The following is a 19,725-nucleotide window of genomic DNA, read 5'->3' as shown; positions in this document are numbered from 1 at the left end:
CTACTTCTTCCTCAGTACAAGCCGGAATCCGATGTAATCCCGGCCTTTTGCGTTTCCGCCGGAGAACTCTGAGTTCCGAAACGCCGATTCGCAGTACTCGGCCGTACTGCACCAACTGCCGCCGCGGATGATCCCGGCTGGAGCAGCCGCTTTGTTCTTCTCGTCGATCCGCGGATTTTCTCCGCCGGGCAACTGCGGCAGATACCGGTCTAAGCACCACTCAGCGACGTTGCCATGCATGTCATGCAATCCCCACATATTCGGCTGATAGCTGCCGATGGGAGCCAGCGCTTTGGCAAAGCCGTCGTCGAACCGCGCGTCTGCAAACTGCATCGCCCCATCGCTTTCCAGCAGACTTCTGTCGGCGTAGTTCGCATGGCGGCACAACTGGCTCTCATCGTCGCCGAAGGCGTAACGCGTTGTCGTTCCGGCTCGGCAGGCGTATTCCCACTCGGCTTCCGTGGGCAGCGCGTATTCCCAACCATCGGGCAATCGTCCCGCCTTCCGCTCCTGGTCGTTCAAGGCCGATATCAATTTGGACGCCTGACCCTGCTGAATCATATGCAAGGGATAATGCTTGCCGGGGAACGGATAACGTCCCGCGCCGACCTTCAGTCGTTCCGCTTCCAGTTGCGTAATCTCGTATTTGCCGATCCAAAAACCGCTCGTCAGCGTGACCTCGACCGGTTTGGCGTCTTCAAAGTCGGCCTGACCATCTTGCGCCGCTTTTCCCATCAAGAATTGTCCCGGCGGACACCAACAGAACACCATCCCCGCCGAGTTGATCCAATGTTGTCCGGGACGCTCCCCGTCGCGAGCCAACGGGGTTTCCAGAAAAAGTTCATTTGCCCCGAGTTCCCACGAGGCGGTTGCAACCAGCTTGCTCTTCGTAGCGGTTGGTACTTGCTTCTCACCGCTCTTCTGTCTCACTTCGTCAATTATCGCGGTAAGCACCTTGTCGACTGAATCGCGTCCACGCGGCAGGTGCTTGGCGAATGCTGCCCCGAGCTGGGAAGGCTGCTCCAGCGTTACGTTTGGCGTGGCTGCCAGCAGCACGGCAGTATCGCTGGGCAGGTCAGTCGCTTGGACTGCCGCCAAACCAGAGGGCTGATTCGTTCGGCCAGCAAAAAACGGATTCGTCCCTGCCGCATCCAAGATCACTAGGTTGCAGGTACACGCAGAGTGATCACTAAGCAACTTGACGATATCCGGAAGGGGAATGAACTCCCGTTCCGGGTTACGGGAGTCCTGCGGCTTGCCCGCACCTTGAAGGTGGTTCCGTAAAGCGCCTTCCGAGTTGCTTGTCTGATACTGCCCGCCAAGACCGGCAAAATAAAGTATCGCCATACCGCGAGTCACCGTGCTGCGGGCAAACTTCTCGACGGTGTTTTTCAGTTCCTTGCCGGAAATGTTCTCGGCCACCGTCACGCGAAAGCCTTCCTTTCGCAACGCCTCGGCGACCGTTGCCGCATCTGTTTTGACCTGCGTTAGTTGATGCTCGCCATAGTCGAAATTAGCGATGACCAGCGCTGTCCGGTCCTGAGCGGACACGAGTGACGAGATCCCTAACGTAAGCAGGATCGCTGTCAACCGCGCGCCATGTCTTAGAGAATCCATGCCGAACTCGCCATCTAATGATTAAAACGGAATTCGCTGCTGCAGATCACCGCCCACACAAGATCCCTACACTTGGCTGGTCGAGACGAATCGCCGCTGGTCAGGAACTCGACTGCTCGGCTGCGTTCATCGTCGCGAGGTGCACGTGACAAGATAGTAAGGAACGCCTCGCTCACCGCCGCATCGTTGTCCGCTTGTTTGGCAAGCCGATCGATGAGATTGCCTGCGGACGGCTGCAATTGCTTTTCGATGAGGCTGTTGTACGACAAAAATAGCGCCTGAGCCGCGTTGGCCTCGAAGCTCTCGCCGCCGGTACGAAAGCGAGCAGCAAAGTCCTGAACGTCACGCTCTCGCCAGTACATGGCGCGGGAAATGGCCGGTGTGATCTCCTCGATCTTGCGATTCTTTTTTTCACGTTCGAACTTGGCGCGCGATTGCTCAAAGTGCCCCGTGGCGAGACCAACACTCACGGCGAGTTGGTCGGGAGTGAGCGGCTTCAGGATTGCGGTTGCGTAGTCGCTGTCCCGGGGCCGCTCTGCGGTGGATGTCCAGCGACTACTGCGGAAATATGCCTCGCTGTGCAGAATTTCGGCCATGAGCCGGCGCAGGTCAAAGCCACTCGTTGCGAAGTCATCGGCTAAATGATCGAGCAGCACGGGGTGGGACGCTGGATTGGCTACGTGCATTTGATCGACCGGTTCGACCAGTCCTCGCCCCATCAATTGCTTCCACATCCGGTTCACAATGGCGCGCTTGAAAAACGGTGAGTCGGCCTTCAAGGCATATTCCGCCAGAGTCGCGCGTCGGCTGAAGTAGGGCGCATCTGGCAAGCCACCATTCGCTTTTGAGTACCACTGGCCACGATCTGCTGGGGGCGGGGGTTCGTCAAGGATGCGACTATCCAGGAACATGAGCCTCGCAGTCTTCTCTTCTTGGGCTGTCGTTACGAACTTGACTTCCCCCTCTGCCCTTTCCTTGACGATCGGCGTGTTCTCAATTCGGGCTTCTTGGGTGCGGCCCAGAAAGGCAGCCAGACCGTAGTAGTGGTCCTGCTTCCATTGATCGACGAAGGGATGGTCGTGACATTTCGCGCACTGCAACTGAACACCAAAGAAGACGCTGGCCACGCCGCTAGTCAGGGCGTCGACCTTGGCGTCGTTATCGCCCCCGCGCACGCGGATCGCCAAGAAGTAAGCAGCAGGCCGCTGTTTTTCGTCTTTCAAATCCGGAACCAGCATCTCGTGGGCGAGGCGGTCCCACGGCTTGTTCGTCTTGATTGCCTCTTCCAGGTAAACCAAGAATCCGTCGCGGCCGAAGTCGCGTTCCCCGACTGCGCTATTGAACCACTCGTCGAAAACCGTGCGCCAATAGGCGGGCATCTCGTCATGGGCGAGGAGTGCGTCGATGAGGCGATGATGTTTGTCAGCGCTGGAATCGGCCAGGTATTGTGCGGCTTCGGAGGAGGTCGGGATCCGTCCCAGCACGTCGAGATAAATCCGGCGCAGCAGCTCGGAGTCTTCCGCCCGCGGCGCGGGGGTCAGCTCTTTTGCGGACAGGGCTGCTTGAATTTCGGTATCGATCAAGCCGCTGGCGGGATTGGCGGCGGATGCGGCCAGGCTTGCGAACCAACACATTCCGCCGATGATGGCTGCGCCGAGTGTTTTTGAGATTCTTCGCATTGTTCGCTTGGTCTTCAGTCTCGTTGCGACATTCCTGCACACATGCTTCCGCCCTAGGTCAGTTCGTATAAGTCCACAGTGCCGTCCGCCTTGCCCAGCGCCAGACGCTTTCCGTCGGAGGAGAATTGCATCCCGAGCGACCAATCACCGCGTTTGATCGCCGCCAACGATTCACCAGGAATACTCTTCGCGGCTTGAGGCTTGCCGTTCTTGTCCTTCTCAGGCGGAGCGAACTTCTCGGCCTGATACGACCAGGACTTAACTTCGCTTTCGCCGCCGATCAGGACATTGCCGGTCGGCTGAAAGGCAACATCCATGCTGACCCGTTCGCTGGCCACGAGCTCCGCAGATGCGAGATCGAACACATCGAGCTTTTCGCCGCCGGCTGCCGCGAGCCAACGGCTATCGTGACTAGCGGCCAGGCGATGGACGCCGCTGTGCCGAGGAATCTGTCCGTATTGATCGTTCGCTCCGCCGAAATCAATCGTTCGCACTATTTGCCAAGATTGCGTGTCCCAGACGATCAACTTGCCATCTTCACCGCCGCTGATGAGGAACCGACCGTCCGGCGTGAATACCAGGTCAGCCGCATATCGGGTGTGCCCGGTCAGCGAGTGCTGTGGTTGGAGTTCTCTGGCACTCCAGATTTTCACGATACGATCCGCGCCGGCTGTGGCCAGGGTGTTGCCATCCGGCGAGAACGCCACCGCTTCTACCCAGCCATCGTGGGCCGCAGTCTGATGCAAAGGCTTCTCGCCAGGCCGGCCATCGGTCCACTTCCAGAGCCGCAACGTACGGTCAGACCCGCCCGTCGCCACAAACTCGCCGCGCGGATGAATATCGAAACCGCGAATCCAACCAATCTCGTGCGGACAAAGAAGCTCACCGACAACGCACTTTTCCTTTTTGTTTTTGACGGCTTGTAACTCGCCGTTCAAATCCCAACAGGCGACGCGGCGGTCCACGCACAGCGCCAGTAGTTTGTCTCCCGTCGGATGAAACCGCACGCGAAACATCGTCAGCGGACCACGTTTAGCGCCGTCATCGACGAAGTACGTCTTTTCGGTTTTGGTGAGCTTGCCGGGCATGATAAATGACATGTCGTTGCTTTGACGTCTAAAACACTTCCGCGATTGGCTTGCCGAGTTTGTCTTCCACAAAGGGAATGGGACGGTTTTCGAACTGCAGTTCCTTGTGCGGATTGATGTCGAGCGTCTTGTAGAACGTGCAGAACAGATCGTGAATCGTCACAGGTCGGTCCTTGAGGTCTGTGCCGTTTTCGTTCGTCGAGCCGATGACCAGCCCCTCCTTCAGGCCGCAACCGCCGAAGGACAGCGACCAGCATTTGGTCCAGTGGTTGCGTCCTGGCTGCCCCTGGCCGGAGATTTCCGGCGTGCGCCCGAATTCGCCCATCAGGACCAGCAGCGTATTCGACCACAGACCTCGGTCGACGAGGTCGTCAATCAAGGCACCAACCGCCGTATCAAACTCACTGGTGATCCACCGTTGGCTTTGAAACGCGCGGCGATGCTTGTCCCACGCGAGGCCGCTTTGGTGTTGGACACGCACAAACGGCACGCCGCGCTCGACCAACCGTCGGGCGAGCAGGCAATCCCGCCCGAGTTGACTACTGCCGTAGCGGTCGAAATCGCGCTGCGGTTCCTGCTGGATATCGAACAAGTCGCCGGAACGCAGCAGGTTACCAACCTGCGCGAACGCGCCCTCATGCGATTCGATGAACCGCTTGTCGCGACCCGCCGCAAAGGACTCGCTGAAGGAACTTCGCAGCTTCTCCCGTCGCGCGAAGGCCGCAATGGCCTCTTCGCTCGCTTTCGGTAGATCCTGCGGACCGGCCCCACCCCCGGCACAGTGCAGGGCCTGGTATCTTGCGCCGAGGTAGCCGGCTCCTGGCACGTGCATCGTGCCGAAGTTGTCCCGGCCGAGCATCACATACGACGGCAGTCCTGGTTCGTTCACGGGCTTCTCATGAGCGCAGACCGAAAGCCAATGAGGCGCGGGCACGACCACGGCACTCGGGTTGTAGGCGGTTTGAGCGATATAGCCGCCTTGGTCGTGATCGCCATTGCGGCTGGTCATGCTGCGAACGGTGGCCATGCGGTTTGCGAGCCGCGACAAGTTCGGCATGTACTCGTCAAAATGCACTCCGGGGATCGACGTCGGAATCGAAATGTGCGGCCCGCCAGTCGGCTGCCCGGGTTTGGGATCCCAAGTTTCAAATTGACTCGGTCCGCCACTCATGAAAACGAGGATCACCCGTTTTTCATTCTTCTTTGCGGCCGCAGCATGATCGTCCGCAAATAAGCGACCAAAGCCACCAAAGGCGACGCCTCCGGCGAGCGCACCGTGCAACAATGCCCGCCGCGACAGTGCATGTTCGCTACGGGGGCAGCAAGTTGGGGAAAGCCTGTCCATCATTTGGTTTCCGGTGCGGTTGGGGATTCGCGTTGCCAGATTTTGACAGCTCCGTCATCGCCGGAAGTTGCCACCCAGACGCCATCGGTGGAAACGTCGAGCGACAGGAGATGCGAGTCGCCGGTTGACAACACCAAAAGCGATTGGCCATCGTGCGTCGACCAAGCGCGAGCTACGCCATCGTTCATAGCCGCGAATACCGCGCGTCCATCCGCGGAAAAACGCAGGCGATTCACGCGCACGCTTCCCGGAGGCCACAGCTTGCGCGTTTCGCCCGTTTCGGTGTCGACCAGCAGCAAGCCGTCGGCATTGCCAAACCCGGCCAACAACCGCCCATCGAGCGACAGGGCTGTGCGGTGTAATTCGGATCCAAATCGGTAGCGGGCGAGTTCCTTGCCAGAGGAAGCGTCCCATTTGACTGTCGTGCCGTTCCATTGACTGGCTACGACAATGAGCGGAGTGTCGCTCCCAGCCTCGCCTTCCGCCAGGGCCACGCTTCCTGCCTTCATCGTCAGCGACCGCACGAGTGAAATCGTGCCTGCAGGCTCGATCTTCCAGACCGGCAAATAACCCGAGTCAACGCTCGATGACTGCACCAACCAACTGCCGCTGCGTGACACATCGCAGCGCCGCAACTGCCCATGCTCGCACTTCAACTCCGATAATATCGCGGCTGGTTCGCCGACGCTCCAAAGCAGAGCCTGGCCACTTTCACTCAGTGCCACGATCGCATCGTCGGAGGGTGTAAACGCAAGACGATCGCTCCAGGCGGAAGTCCTCAAAATGTGCTGCAGTTCACCTGTGGAAACGTCCCAGACCTTAATCCGGGCGTGATCGGCGGTGGCTAGGCGGGAACCTTGATGAGAGAAAGCAATCTGACGTCCTGCGCGCAGCAATGTTTGCCGCAGACGCCAGTTTGCGTCGAGCGGCTGGGCGATGAGTGGCGAAGTAGATTCCTGCTCCGCCACAACAACTGCATACTGTCCCGCTGTTACTTCCACCGATTTGCGGTCGCTGCTGCGCTCGAATTGAACCTTTCCCTCTTCCAACTCAACGCGCGAGTCACCGTCGCCCGCATACAAGCGGAAGCGCGTGCCAAGGACCACGAGCCGCGCTTGCTCCGTGCTCAAGATCAAGGGATCGTCCGGCAATTGAACTGCTGCTTCCACCTCGGCGGCGCCACGCTCCAAGTGTACCCGCCTTTCGCCGTCGCCTTCGGCGGAGGGAAACTGCAACACGGAGTCGGCGCCCAAGATCAGGCGAGATCCATCCGCGAGCAAGACTTCAGCCTCCCCTTCTTCGCCAACTTGCAATTTGTCCCCGGCCAAGAACTGTTGGCCGGAGGTCACCTTTTCCGCTCGCTGCTGAGGATCCGAGAGCCACACGTCGCCCGTCAGCGAGTGGAGCAACGCCACAGATCCTTGGGAGGGAGCGGGTGTCGTCGGCAGGGAATTCTGCCACCAGAAAGAGCCAGCAAATACGACACCGATGACTGCCGACAGTAAAACCGCACCAGCAGTAAGCGAGTACCGGATCTTAAACCTAGATGGCGTTTCCCTCAGGGATGGCGACGTTTGTGACAACCTCGCGATCGACAAATCATCGGAGGCCAAACGAGCCAGGTCGCGACCAGTCGACTCCCGCACTACTTCCTGCAGAAGGGAGTCTTGCTCGATCAGTTCCCAATAGACTCGCCGCGCTTCTGCCGAACTGCGAAGTTCTTCGACGAACTCCGTCTGGTCAGACTCCGCCAACTGGCCATCCAACAGACTGTCGATCAAATGATGCAGCCGCTCGTCGCTCATGATGCCTCAGTCGTCAACAGTACTTGCTGTGTGCACTCGCGCAAAAAGGCCCTGGCCCGCGCCAAGGCCACATGAACCGCATTGGTCGTCCAAGCGAGTCGCTCGGCGATCTCGGGTGGGCTCAAAGGCTGTTCTGCATATCTCAAATCGACGATCTCACGGGCCCTCGGCGCCAGCCGTTCCAGGCACCGCGCCAGCGCTTCGCGCCGTCGTTCCGATTGCGGTTCCCGTTCATCCACTGCCTCGACGAGCAAGTCCAACAACTCGTCATCAAACGGCAACGCTCGGAGGCGTTGCCGCCGGTAATATTCCAAGACTTTGTTACGTGCGATGCCACGAACCCAGGCGAGGAAATTCCCATCAGGACGGAAATCGCTGCTCCGCTGAACAACAGTCAGAAAAACTTCCTGAAAGACGTCATCCGCCGCCGCCCGATCGGCCACCAGCCCAAACACAAAGCCTCGTACTGTCGCCGCATGCTGCAGAAACAGCGTATGGAGTGACTGATTGGGTGGAGAATGGTGTGACATCAGTAGCTATTGATTCGAGGCAGCTAAAACTTAGCAGAGAAAATTCCGCCGCCTCATTCGGCAAGATATAAGTCATTCCGTGAGAATGACTTACTGAAGAATCGCCGGTCAAGGCCGACCAGCTCGAAAAGATCGCACGTCCGAGGTCTTGGCGTTACAAGACCAAGGACTCTGGCGGGCTGCTGTGGGACTGGAAATAACGGTTAGCCGAAAACGGGGGCAGCTGCACGAACCGAGCACTCGACGCTGACACTGAGTTGTTATCCATTGGGCTGTATTGGCGTTGCGCTGGCTCGCTCGCTGTTTCGCCATCACCACATGCGTCGCATTAAACGACCTTCTGATCACATAGGCAATTCGAAGCCTTTGCGGCGCGGACGGTCGAGCAGATGGTTGGCCTCTGCATCGGCGACGAACTGCTCCGTTTCCGGATTCCAACGCAGCGGGCGATTTAGTTCACGGGCAAGGTTCGCCAGGTGGCAAATCGTGGCCGTACGATGGCCGACCTCTACAGGCGCATTGAGGGAAGTTTCAGTACGTATCGCGGCCAGCCAGTTTTCCAGATGCGGTCGAGCGACGTGCCCGGCCCCTCTCCATTTCGCGTCGACGTCCGCGTGCGGGCCGTTCTTGATGAGCGCCGGCGGATCGGTTTCGAAGTAGTTGCGGCGCATCTTCAAAGTGCCACGTTCGCCATAGAAGCGGATGAAATCCGGGCCGTGAATGAAGTGCAGTTCAACGCCGTCGGCATAACTCATCACGACGGGCCAGTAGCGCCGCTCGTCCGTAAGTTGGCGCTCCGCGCCGGATCGTTGCGAACTCGACTCAGAGACTCCAGTGGGTTTGTACGGCGTCTTGTCTTTCCACAGCTTCGCAAGCGCCTGGACGGACTCCGGCTTGACGGTTCGCACCTCGACCGGTCCCGAGTCGTCGCGTCCCAGGGCGAGCTGAACCATATCGACCGAGTGCGCGCCCCAGTTTGTCATCAAGTGGCCGGAGTAGTCTCGAAAGAGATCCCAGCCGCGCCAAAGCAAATCTCCGACTTTGAAGTCTTCCTTCATCCAAACTTGGCGATTGTGCGGCCGCACCGGTGTCGGCCCGCAGAACATATCCCAGTTCAAACCAGCGGGCGTTGTTTCTGCCGGAAAGCTACAGTCGCTGATGGGGCCGGGATAACAAGGCAGTTCGACTTTCGTGATTTTCCCCAAGCCACCGTTGCGGATGAACTCGCAGGCGAAGCGATTCACTTCCATCGTTCGTTGCTGGCTGCCTACTTGCAGGACTCTGCCCGACTTTTTGACTGCATCAACCAGCAACCGGCCTTCACGCACGCAGACGGTCAGCGGCTTTTCGAGATAAACATCGAGGCCCGCTTGCAACGCCAGCATTGCGGCCAGCGTGTGATGGTGATCGGGGGTCGCGACGATGACCGCGTCAAGCTTCTCCCGGTCGAACATCCGGCGGTAGTCTTGATGCGTCGTGCACTTGGCCGCGGCGTTGTCGCGAAACGATTGCAGCACCGACGAAAACGCTCCCTGCGGCTCCAGGGTGCTGGCCATTCGAGACTGCGAGCAATCGCAGATCGCCGTGACTTGAGCCGATGTCGGCAGGTTCCCGATCAAATACTTTCCTCGCACACCCGTGCCAATGACTCCCACGCGCACGATGTTGTTCGCCGATCTTGCTGGCTCCGCGGTTGCGGTAACGGAACAGAGTGTAGTGACGCTTGCGCTAATCAGAAACTTGCGGCGCGACAGGTTCATAGTGACAACTCCTCACTCGCGTATTTTAGACTGGCGGCGATGTTCGCGTCTTCGAGATCGACCTGCCTCTCCAGTGAAAGCGAGCCGACTTCTTGCACCGACTTTGCCGGATGTTCGCGCACGAAACGGAGCGTTCGCGCGAGGTCGTTGCCGGAGACCTGCGGCATCGTTGACCAGAACTTTTCGGTGAGACACGGCACTTTGAGCGGGTCGCGGGTGATGAGTTCCAGCATCATGCGTATGTCAGGCTTCGCTCGTTTGAGGATTCCGGCGATTCGCTTCATGTCGAAGCTGCCTTGTCCCAACGGAATGTCGGCAAGCAAGAAGCCGTGTTCGTACTCGCGCAGGGCTTGATCCTTGAAGTGGACCGTGAAGGCGTACGGAGCCAATGCCGCGATCGCTCCATATGGATCATCGAGCAACGCGAAGCTGTTGCCGGTATCAACCGTCGCGCCGATGAACTCGCAACTGAGATGCTTGTAGAGCGCCAGTCGCTCGTCAATTCGCTGATCTTTGTGGTTCTCGATCGCCAGTCTCACGCGGTGCTTCGTCACGATGGGCGCGGCGAGTTCGAGCATCCTCAACGCCGTCGCTTCGGATTCGCGAACTTCGGCCAGAGATTTGAATTGCTCGTACCGCCGCCCCGGCATCACGACCGTGCGAACGGCCTGCACTCCAACTTCCGAAGCGGTGCGAATCTCGGCCTCAAACCGGGCAAGGTCGACTTCATCTTTGGGTGGATTAACGATGCCGTCGATGAAAAGCTTGTGCTCATCGGCAGAATCTCTGAGTGCCTTCACACTCGCCGCGTCGAGCACGCCCAGCGAGGTCTGCATTCCACCCGCTCCGACGCTGTGACAGTGCTTGAGAAACGTCAGTGGATCGAACAGGTCGAGCTTCGAATCTCGCTGCTGCATCCACTTGCGACGGATCCCGCAGTTATAGGCCACTAATCCCAACCCCGTGCGTTGCGGCTTCTCTGTAGCAAAACCTACTGAGGCCATCGTTGCCGCAGCGATCGCTCCCAATGCCGAGCGTCTCGTCAACGTGGGATAGGCTTCCAGCCTGTCAACTTTCATGACATCACCTCGCTAAATCGATTGAGTAGGCCGCATGTGCGGGAGTTCGCACGAGTCCGATCGTTCTGATCAACTTGTGACAGGGTAAGCAATTACGTCTCATCTCCGTTGCCGTTGTCTTGTGACGCTTCGTGTGATGAGTCGCGAAACGGCCCTACCACCACGTGCGTTTGCTCCGCCAGTACAAGCCGCAGACGGCGAGCAGCACTAGCACCATCGTCCCGACAGTTGCAGCAATGGCCACGCGGGACATTTCAGGCAAAGCCCAAATCACGCCTGCCGCCAATGCCGCTCCACAGATAAGAACTAATACCTCTTGAGCTGCCGCAGCTTCGAACCACCTGAGTCGGCTGCCCGACTTTGCGACAGATTGCTCGATGACCTCGCAGACGGTCTTGAATCCACTCATCGAATGAGGCAGCCGAGCTCGCCCGGTCGATGTGACCACTTCGAGTACTGGACCGACATCGCGAGGGCGGACCCAAGTCGAACAGATCCCTCGGACTTCATCAAGCCGACAGGAGCATTCTGCGTCGGGACCGGTCGCCATGAATCGACTCGGCGTGTGGCATCGAAAGAATGTGACTGTGCCCGCCGACAGATTGACGATCACTCGGCGATAGGTCGCCTCGCCGGGATTTCCGTACTCGGCTGTGATGACTCCCCCGGAAGCAGTTGTAAGGTGCGGTTCGGTTACTGCGTGACTCGTGAACCTGGTCATTACATCCTGACTTTCTGCCATGTTTGACGTTGGCGACAAGAGTCGTGGAGCACGTCCTTAACGTACTCCTTTGCTCGCTGGATCACGCTCATTTCGCCTGCATCAGTTTCACGATCTCTTCGCGCGGGACAACGCCGACGCGAGTGGCCCATGACTCGAACAATCGAGTCATCGACTGCACTCGTTCTGGCTGCTGAGCAGCAAGGTTCGTTGTCTCACCGGGATCGTTCGACGTGTCGTAGAGTTCCCACTGTCCGGTGCGCGGGCCGGTCGATGTGATGTTGCCTTCTTCGGTCCCCGCGCCGTAAGCACGCACGAGTTTCCAACCGCCTTGTCGCACCGCCTCGTTGCCCATGCGTTCCCAGCAGAGCACTCGGTCTGAAGGCAGCGAGCCATTGCCGCTGAGCGCGGGCAGCAGGCTCAGTCCTTCGGGCGGTAGTACGTTGTGATCGCGGAACGATTGCGGTTGCTGCGTGCGAGCGGCGTCGAGGCATGTCGCGTGAATGTCGATGACGTGCCCGATGTCGCGGATGATCCGGCCGCGTTGCTCGCGCGAGATTCCGTTCGGCCAATGCGCGATGAGCGGCGAGGCGATCCCGCCGTCGTTGACCGACACTTTGAATCGACGAAACGGCGTGTTGCTCACCTGCCCCCACAACGGCCCGCGTACAGTGTCCGAGCCGTTGTCGCTGAGGAACAGGATCAGCGTGTTGTCGAATTGCCCGCGTTCGCGCAACCTCTTCACGATCCGCGCGAGGTTCTGATCCACTCGATCAATCATCGCCGCATAGGTCCGCATCCAACGGTCGCGAGTTTCCTTCTTCGCTTGTTGAGCTTCGGGCGTGACCGTGTCATCCAACTGCGGCAGCCGCGCGATTTCAGGCATGAGACCGAGCTGCTTGAGCCGTTCAAAACGTCGCAGCCGAGTAGCAGCAGGGCCATCCGCATAAGTCTCGGCGTATTTGGCGACATCGGCTTCATGCGCCTGGATCGGCCAGTGTGGAGCGGTGAATGCCAGGTATCCGAACCACGGCTTCCCCGGCTCAGCGGCGTCGATGAATCGCAGCGCGTAATCGGTGAACGTGTCGGTCGAGTAAAAGTCGCTCGGCAGCTTTTCGACCTTCTGCCCGTTCTCGACGAAGAGCGAGATTGGCCCTTTCTGCTGCCATGACCGATACCCCGTGAACTGCTCGCAGGCGCCGCCGATCAGCGCGAAGCTACGTTCGAAACCTCGTGAGTTAGGCCAGCACTCGGGAGCCTTCCCAAGATGCCACTTGCCCGCCATGAAGGTCTGATAGCCAGCCGCACGCAGCACTTCGGGCAAGGTGACAATGCCGCGCGACTTCAATCCCAGATATGCGGGCGAGCCGACTCGTTTCCAGAACTCGTTGTTCGCCCCTTCTTCGTTCATGTCGCCGACGCCGGCCTGATGCGGATAAAGCCCGGTCATCAGGGACGCTCGCGTCGGACAACACTGCGCACAATTGAAGAATCGTGCGAACCGCGCGCCATCATTCGCCAGCGCATCGAGTGTTGGCGTACGGACCTCGCCGCCATAACAGCCAAGGTCCGAGTAGCCCATGTCGTCGACCATCACGAGCAGGATGTTGGGCCGCTCGTCGGCTACCGCACTGGTGCAAGCAAGCAGCAGCCCAATTCCGCACAGCAAGGTGAGACGTGAGAGTTGAAGACGGTTCATCGCTCGGTGCCAATCATTTGGTGAAGTTACGTTTGATGGATCGGTAGACTTTTTGATTGGGAACGCGGCTTTTGGGCTCGTTCATGGCGCTACAAGGCCGAATGCGCCATCACGCAGGCCTTGTGCGCCGCCCTTGATGTCGGCGGGCACAAAGGAGTGAACCTCTTGCCAAGTCTGGCCGGCGTCGGTGCTGCGCAGGATGTTGAATCGCTGCGGGTGGATGCTGATGAGCGTTCCCTTATCGCTGGCAATCACTTGGCCTTCGGGAACGGCGGCGGGGAGATCGCGCCAGGTCTTGCCATCGGCACTGGCGCGAGACTTCTTGCCACAGAGCCAAAACTCGCCGTTCACGACGCTGAGCGTGGCTCGCTGCGTGCCCGTGGCGTGAGGGCCGTCCCACGTCTCGCCGGCATCGGCGCTTGTCCACGTGTTCGCAGCCATCGGGTCGGTCATAACGAGCAGCTTGCCGTTGGACTTCATCTTGCCGCGACCGATCGAAGCGTCGAGACCTTTCGGCGCGAGCCATTTCCAGGTCTTGCCTTGATCGTCACTGGCGAAGAGATGACCGAACTTGGGTCCGGTGTCGCCGCGATTGTCGCCGAGCGCGAGAAAACGCCCGCTGGCGTCGCCGCAATACACCGTGCCGATGTGATGCGTGTTCAACTTGCCGCGAGGATCGTCTTTGAACTTGCCCCATAGGGCGAAGGAGGTGAATGACTTGCCCAGGTCCGCCGTGGCGCTGAAGGTCATGTAGCCGCTGGAAACGAAGACGCCGTTGCCGCCGGCGAGCCCCCAGGTGAAGCCGGTCATCAAACGCGGGTCGCCTTTGCCTTCTGGCAGCTTCGTTGCCCCGCTGGTGAGGTGCCGCCAGTTCACAACATCATCGGAAGCCAGATAGATCGTCGGCCCGCCCCAGGCCACCGGCACGGCGAAGACGCCGCTGGTGTAGGCGACGGAACTCGTGGCCCACGGGCCGTGGTCGGCGCCCGGTGCCGCGAAGAAGGCCTGCTTCCACGTCTGGCCATCATCCTTCGACACAATGATGCGTGCTCCGTGCCCCGCCACGACAAACGCACCCACTCTCGGGCTCGGCTGGAAGTCACCGCCGAGTGGAATGGAGTCACGAATCTTTGCCCCTTCGGGAGAGTCTTCCGCGGCGAAGGCGGTAGCAGCAACGAGGATCAGGGCGAGCGTGAGCGTATGTGATTTCATGGGAATGTCGTGGAATGCTTGTGGTTGTGGCGGAGTTCAAATTGGACGTCACGCGACCGTCAGCCCCTTCAGTGCGCCGGTCGAGGTGCCGAACGATTGGTCATCAAAGCCAAGCTGGTTCAGCACGCTGACGTACAGATTGCTCAATGGCACCGCGCCGGGCGCGAAGGATAGATGCTGTCCGTGTTTGAAGCGGCCTCCAGCGAGCAGCACGGGCAAGTCCTTATTGCTGTGGCTGTTGCCGCTACCGAGATTGGAAGTGACGAGGATGGTGGTGCGGTCCAGCAAACTCGCATCGCCTTCCTTCGTGTTCTTCAGGTTCGTGAGCAGTGTCTTCAACTCGTCGAAGAAGGCCCGTTCGACTCGTTTCAGTTGGGCGATGTTCCCTTCGTCCTGGCCATGATGAGAAAGGTTGTGATAGCCGACGTTTACTCCGGGCACAGCAACAGTGTCCTGACGGAAGTAACCAAAGGTGATGACGCGGGTGCTGTCAGTCTTGAAGGCGAGATGGGTCAGGTCGCAGACGCCGCGCAGGTTGGTGATGATCTCGTCCGGGGCGAAGGGCGCCGGCGGTTTGGAGTTCACGCTGGGCTTAGGCTGATGCATCCATTCCTCGGACTTGACGAGGCGTTTCTCGGTGGCGCGAACGGACTCGAAATACTCAGCGAGTTTTTCCTGGTCGCGTTTGGAGAGCCGTGACTGCAGTTCGCGCGCTTCATCCAGCACGTGGTCGAGAATGCTCTTACCGCGACCGATCTCGCGGAGAACTTTGGTTTTGTTGGCTGCGCCGTCCTCGGCAAACAGCCTGGCGAAAGCATCGCCGACATTTTTCTCAGCCGGAACCATACTACCGCCGTCGGTCCAGCCAAAGTCATTGGCCCCGGCACTCAATGCGAGAGAGTCAAAGCGAGTGTGCTGGCCGAGCGCGGTGGCGACATGCTGATCGAGCGAGCGACGGTTCCGCTCGACCGAAGGCACGCCGGTGAAGATGCGCGGCTGGGCGGCATGACCACCGCTGACGCCCGGATGTTCGAGACCGGAGACGATGGTGAATCGATCACGGAGATCGGCCAACGGGGCGAGATACTCCGGCAGTTCATACCCAGCTCCGGATTGCTTCGGAATGAGCGAATCCCGGTAGATGCCAAGTGGCAGACAGATCAGCAACAGGCGGCGTGGCTCTTTTCCAGCCGCCGCGGCATGGGCGATACCGCCGAGCGATTCGAGCCACGGCAAACCGAGAGCGACGCCAGCTCCGCGAAGGAAGCTGCGGCGGGAGGCGAGGGCCGGTTGAGTATTCATGGGTGTGCCTTGGTTGGCCTTATGGATTGGTGAAAACGGGGCTGGAGACGAGTTCAAGCACGAGCGACTTCAGGCCGCTCTTCTTCTCGCGAACTTGAGTCGCGATGACTTTCAGCGGTTGGCGGTCGGGAAACCCTGGCGCACGGCCAAGGGCGAACGTGGCGAGTTGGTGCGTCAGGTTTTGTACAACGAGGTCTTCCCGCTTCTTTACCAACTCGCGGAACTCCTGGAAGCTGTTGAAACGCCCTACGCCCGCCCATTCATCCGCAGAATCGACGGGTGGACCGTCGGAGAGTTTGGCGCGAGCACCGGGCCTCGGCTCAACGAGGGCGCGGTAGTTATTCCTCCAGCCACCGATGACGTCGAAGCTCTCCAGCGCGAAGCCGAGCGGGTCGATCTTGCGGTGACACGAATTGCAACTGGCGATGTCGCGATGTTTCGCCAGTTGCTCTTTGATGGTGGTGGCACCGCGAATGTCCGGTTCGATCGCGGGCACATCCGGTGGTGGTGGCGACGCAGGTGTGCCGAGGAATTTTTCCAGCATCCAGGTGCCGCGAATCACCGGTGAAGTCGTGCTGCCGTTGGATGTGACCGCGTGAATGCTCGCATGAGTGAGCAAGCCGCCGCGCACCGTCTTTGACTTGTCCAAACTCACGCGACGGAAATCAGGACCGACCACGCCCTCGATGCCGTAATGTTTCGCGAGCCGCTGATTGAGCATGGCCCAATCGGAGTCGATGAGATTGGCGAGCGGCAGATCGCTTCGAAACATCTCCGATATGAAATGCTCTGTCTCGCCGCGCATGGCGGCTTCGAGTTCGGCATCGTATTCGGGATAGAGGTCGGCGTTCGCCTTCATCACGCCCACTTCGCGCACTCGCAGCCATTGGCCGGTGAAGTCATTCACAAAGCGGGCAGAGCGAGCATCGGCCAACATGCGTTCGGCCTGCGTGCGCCGTTTCGTGACATCGAGCAAGCTGCCATCCGCCGCAGCCTTCAGCAATTCGTCATCCGGCGTGGAGCGCCACAGGAAGTACGACATCCTCGATGCAATGGCGTAGGCGTCGGGACCGTTTGGCGGTTCTTCGTGATAGAGAAATCGAGGTGAGACGAGCATCGTGGTCAGCATGCCACGGAGCGCTTCGTCGTGCGTCATTGTCTTCGCGAACTTCTCATACAGCGCTCGGTACTTCGCCACAGAGGCATCATCCACGGGTCGGCGAAAGAGCTTCGGCGCGAGATTCGCCGCGATGGCGGCGGCTTTCTCCGGCGTGGGCTGCGTCGGATCGATGTCGCCAAACAAAGTGCGATGCCCCTTCGGCGGCCAGCTTTCATACACCGGTCCCTCAATGCTGAAGGAACGGATGGCGATGAACGGCCCCGGCTGGTCAATCATTGTACGGCCCTGACTGTGCGGTGCGCCATCCATGATCGTGAACACCACGCGGTCGCCCGGCTCCATGTAATAGCGGGCCTCGACCTCGCGCGGTTGCTCGTCGGTGAAGGCGAAGACGCTCACCGCTTTCGGCAGCTTGCCTGAATAACCCTCTTCGACGGTGAACTTAAGCCGCGCGGGCTTACCATCGTTCTTTAGCGCATAGGCGACCGCTTTCACTCGATACCAGCCGCGCCCGGCGGGAAGGCCGAGTTGGGGCTCTCCGCTGAAATACTGCTGCACGGTCATCACGGCATCGAGATGCGGTCCGTCCGTTGGTTTGGGCGGTCGTAGCGTGCCGTTCTCCCACACCGGGAAGCGATAGCCGTACGAATCGGGATTCGCCTTCACCGACTCTTCCATTTTGCGTGTGTTAACCTTTTCCTGCGGTGTCAGGCTGTCGAACTTCGCCAGTCGCATCGCGAGATTCTTCGCGGCAGCATCAATCGCTTTGCGATTACCGTCATGTAGCGTGAAGGTCTTGCTCTTCGTCTCGGGGCGAGTGGTAGGCGCGATGGCACGAGCCAAGATGAAGTCGGCGGCCTTCATGTATTCCTGCATCTGCGCCGACGAGAGCATGAGCGCCGCGCCGTTGTTGTCGAAGCCGTGCTCGCGCAGGTCCTCGGGAAAGCCCGCCGTGAAGTCTCCATGCACGTCGAAGAGGTCAGCGATCGTGTTGTGATATTCCACACGGTTGAGCCGCCGCAACACTACCTCGCCGCCGGTCCCCTTGAGTTCCGCCGCGGCACGCGACAGCTCGTTTTGAATCCAAGTTGTGACTTTCTCCACCTCGGCTTGCTTCGGCTGCTTGGCGTCCTTCGGCGGCATCTCGCCGAGTTGCAGGTTATCGAGCACAAGCTGCCAGTTCTCCGCGTCAGCGGCGTTCACGGCAATCTTCAACGCATCCACGCGAAAGTCGCCCTTTGGCTTCGTGGGGCCATGGCAGTCGATGCAGTACGTCTGAAAAAATGCAGTGACAGACGGAGCCACGGCGGCATCATCAGCAGCAGCGACCGATGGCACGTTCAGCAGGGCGAACGCGAGCAAGCTCATGCCTCGGCAATAGAACGATGCGGTACAAGTCGGATTCATATGAGTTCCTTGATGACGCCGTCGGCCTCGCCACCTTGAAAATCTTTCGGTACCGCGACGCCCATCACGCCGAACATGGTCTGCCAGAGGTTGCCGAGGCGAACGTGCTTCTTTAGCAAGTGACCTTGGTGCTTGATGCCGAGCTTGTGGCCGCCGACGAGCATGGTGGGCAGTTCGGTGTTGTTGTGCGCGTTCACAGTGCCGCCGCTGCTACCCCAGACGAGCATGGTGTGGTCGAGCAGGCTGCCGTCCCCTTCCTTCACGCTCTTGAGCTTCTCGATGAAGTAGGCCCAGTCCTCCATGTACCAAGTGTCGACAGTGGTCAGCCACTTGAGCTTGTCGGGCTCTTCGCCGTGGTGCGTCATTTCATGATAACCGTAGGGACAGCCTTTGTAGGCGTAACAGTGCGTGCCATCGTTGAGATCGCGACGGGCATAGTAGTTGATGACGCGAGTGCTATCGGTCTGCAGCGCGAGCGTGATGACGTCGAACATCAGGCGCTGGTAGCGGCGGTAATCGAAATTCCCTTTGGCTTGCAGTTCGGGATCGAGCGCCTGCACGTTTTGGCCGAAGTCGATCGGAGCGACCTCGGGCTTCGGCTTATCGAGCCACGCGAGGTCGGTGGCGATGCTCTGCTCCACGTCGCGGATGGAGTTGAAGTATTCATCGAGCTTGGCCAGGTCTTCTTTGCCGAGGCGGTTTTGCAGGCGCTTGGCTTCGTCACGCACGGCGTCGAGCACGCTGCCGGTGCGGTCGGCGCCGACCTTGCGGGCAGCGACTTCGTCAGGGCTTTCCGCGCGGAAGAGCTTATCGAAGAGAATGTGCGGACGGTTTTCTGCCGGGATGGGCGTGCCGCCACGGGTCCAGGCGAGCGTCTTGTCTATGGTGCCGCTGCCGAAGCCGGTGCCGCGATGTACGCCGAGCACGAGCGAGGGAAAACGGGTGGCCTTGCCGATGGCTTCGGCGAGTTCCTGGTCGGCGGAGATGCGGAGCTTCGCGTCGGCTTTATGCGTGGCGGTGCCCGTCAAAAAGGTGCGGTCACCACCGTGGCCGCCGGAGTGCGTGAGCTTCAGGCCACTGATGAGAGTGAACTCATCGCGCAGGTGTGCCACGGGCTTGAGGATGGGCGTGACGCTCCAATCGTGGCCCGTATTCGCGGGCGTGAAATCGCGGCCGTTCATGCCGAGGCCCCACATGGTAAAGAGGGCGCGTTTCGGCCGCTCGCTCTCCGTGATGCCGCCCGCCGTCGAAGCCGCCCGCGACAGCGAAGACATAGATTCAAGCCAAGGCAGCGCGAGTGCGACGCCGGCGCCGCGTAGGAAAGTGCGGCGGTCAATGGGGCAGTGTTTGAAGATTTTCAT

13 protein-coding genes are annotated in these 19,725 nt (G+C 59.7%); all 13 read right to left on the bottom strand.

Annotated elements, in window-relative coordinates; translation table 11 throughout:
• Entirely contained in the window at positions 1-1,617 is a 1,617-nt protein-coding gene (locus ETAA8_RS00555; protein WP_145083329.1) for an SUMF1/EgtB/PvdO family nonheme iron enzyme, read from the bottom strand.
• A gap of 14 nt (positions 1,618-1,631) precedes the next feature.
• Entirely contained in the window at positions 1,632-3,296 is a 1,665-nt protein-coding gene (locus ETAA8_RS00550) for a DUF1549 domain-containing protein (RefSeq protein WP_145083326.1), read from the bottom strand.
• A 53-nt stretch (positions 3,297-3,349) separates the two neighbouring features.
• Entirely contained in the window at positions 3,350-4,396 is a 1,047-nt protein-coding gene (locus ETAA8_RS00545; RefSeq protein ID WP_145083323.1) for a WD40 repeat domain-containing protein, read from the bottom strand.
• Between the two features lie 16 nt (positions 4,397-4,412).
• Complete coding sequence (locus tag ETAA8_RS00540; RefSeq protein WP_145083320.1) at positions 4,413-5,732, bottom strand: DUF1501 domain-containing protein; 1,320 nt, start codon at positions 5,730-5,732, stop codon at positions 4,413-4,415.
• Entirely contained in the window at positions 5,729-7,534 is a 1,806-nt protein-coding gene (locus tag ETAA8_RS00535; RefSeq protein WP_145083317.1) for a FecR domain-containing protein, read from the bottom strand. The genes ETAA8_RS00540 and ETAA8_RS00535 overlap by 4 nt, the downstream gene beginning before the upstream one ends.
• The gene (locus ETAA8_RS35755) at positions 7,531-8,064 is read right to left on the bottom strand and encodes a sigma-70 family RNA polymerase sigma factor (protein WP_145083314.1); all 534 of its coding nucleotides are present in this window, start codon (positions 8,062-8,064) and stop codon (positions 7,531-7,533) included. Before ETAA8_RS35755 ends, ETAA8_RS00535 begins: the two co-directional genes overlap by 4 nt.
• Before the next feature lie 344 nt (positions 8,065-8,408).
• A complete protein-coding gene (locus ETAA8_RS00525; RefSeq protein WP_145083311.1) occupies positions 8,409-9,824 on the bottom strand; it encodes a Gfo/Idh/MocA family protein in 1,416 nt (471 codons plus the stop codon).
• Positions 9,821-10,903 carry a sugar phosphate isomerase/epimerase family protein gene (locus ETAA8_RS00520; protein WP_238397648.1) on the bottom strand — a complete coding sequence of 361 codons (1,083 nt, stop codon included), beginning with the start codon at positions 10,901-10,903 and terminating at the stop codon, positions 9,821-9,823. Before ETAA8_RS00520 ends, ETAA8_RS00525 begins: the two co-directional genes overlap by 4 nt.
• A gap of 809 nt (positions 10,904-11,712) precedes the next feature.
• Complete coding sequence (locus tag ETAA8_RS00515) at positions 11,713-13,323, bottom strand: arylsulfatase (RefSeq protein ID WP_145083308.1); 1,611 nt, start codon at positions 13,321-13,323, stop codon at positions 11,713-11,715.
• 81 nt (positions 13,324-13,404) lie between these two features.
• Complete coding sequence (locus ETAA8_RS00510; protein WP_145083305.1) at positions 13,405-14,535, bottom strand: beta propeller repeat protein; 1,131 nt, start codon at positions 14,533-14,535, stop codon at positions 13,405-13,407.
• Positions 14,536-14,583: 48 nt separating this feature from the next.
• Positions 14,584-15,837 carry a DUF1552 domain-containing protein gene (locus ETAA8_RS00505; protein WP_145083302.1) on the bottom strand — a complete coding sequence of 418 codons (1,254 nt, stop codon included), beginning with the start codon at positions 15,835-15,837 and terminating at the stop codon, positions 14,584-14,586.
• 19 nt (positions 15,838-15,856) lie between these two features.
• Positions 15,857-18,364, bottom strand: coding sequence for a DUF1592 domain-containing protein (locus ETAA8_RS00500; RefSeq protein ID WP_145083299.1), 2,508 nt, complete (start codon positions 18,362-18,364; stop codon positions 15,857-15,859).
• Positions 18,361-19,725, bottom strand: coding sequence for a DUF1552 domain-containing protein (locus ETAA8_RS00495; protein ID WP_145083296.1), 1,365 nt, complete (start codon positions 19,723-19,725; stop codon positions 18,361-18,363). Before ETAA8_RS00495 ends, ETAA8_RS00500 begins: the two co-directional genes overlap by 4 nt.

It is taken from the genome of Anatilimnocola aggregata (assembly GCF_007747655.1).
In the GTDB taxonomy this organism is placed as follows: Bacteria; Planctomycetota; Planctomycetia; order Pirellulales; family Pirellulaceae; genus Anatilimnocola; species Anatilimnocola aggregata.
This window is presented reverse-complemented; position numbering and strand designations above follow the sequence as displayed.

Coding starts and splice junctions, on each gene's coding strand:
- ETAA8_RS00555 (WP_145083329.1), bottom strand. CDS start 1,617: ATGGATTCTCTAAGACATGGCGCGCGGTTGACAGCGATCCTGCTTACG.
- ETAA8_RS00550 (WP_145083326.1), bottom strand. CDS start 3,296: ATGCGAAGAATCTCAAAAACACTCGGCGCAGCCATCATCGGCGGAATG.
- ETAA8_RS00545 (WP_145083323.1), bottom strand. CDS start 4,396: ATGTCATTTATCATGCCCGGCAAGCTCACCAAAACCGAAAAGACGTAC.
- ETAA8_RS00540 (WP_145083320.1), bottom strand. CDS start 5,732: ATGATGGACAGGCTTTCCCCAACTTGCTGCCCCCGTAGCGAACATGCA.
- ETAA8_RS00535 (WP_145083317.1), bottom strand. CDS start 7,534: ATGAGCGACGAGCGGCTGCATCATTTGATCGACAGTCTGTTGGATGGC.
- ETAA8_RS35755 (WP_145083314.1), bottom strand. CDS start 8,064: ATGTCACACCATTCTCCACCCAATCAGTCACTCCATACGCTGTTTCTG.
- ETAA8_RS00525 (WP_145083311.1), bottom strand. CDS start 9,824: ATGAACCTGTCGCGCCGCAAGTTTCTGATTAGCGCAAGCGTCACTACA.
- ETAA8_RS00520 (WP_238397648.1), bottom strand. CDS start 10,903: ATGAAAGTTGACAGGCTGGAAGCCTATCCCACGTTGACGAGACGCTCG.
- ETAA8_RS00515 (WP_145083308.1), bottom strand. CDS start 13,323: ATGAACCGTCTTCAACTCTCACGTCTCACCTTGCTGTGCGGAATTGGG.
- ETAA8_RS00510 (WP_145083305.1), bottom strand. CDS start 14,535: ATGAAATCACATACGCTCACGCTCGCCCTGATCCTCGTTGCTGCTACC.
- ETAA8_RS00505 (WP_145083302.1), bottom strand. CDS start 15,837: ATGAATACTCAACCGGCCCTCGCCTCCCGCCGCAGCTTCCTTCGCGGA.
- ETAA8_RS00500 (WP_145083299.1), bottom strand. CDS start 18,364: ATGAATCCGACTTGTACCGCATCGTTCTATTGCCGAGGCATGAGCTTG.
- ETAA8_RS00495 (WP_145083296.1), bottom strand. CDS start 19,725: ATGAAAATCTTCAAACACTGCCCCATTGACCGCCGCACTTTCCTACGC.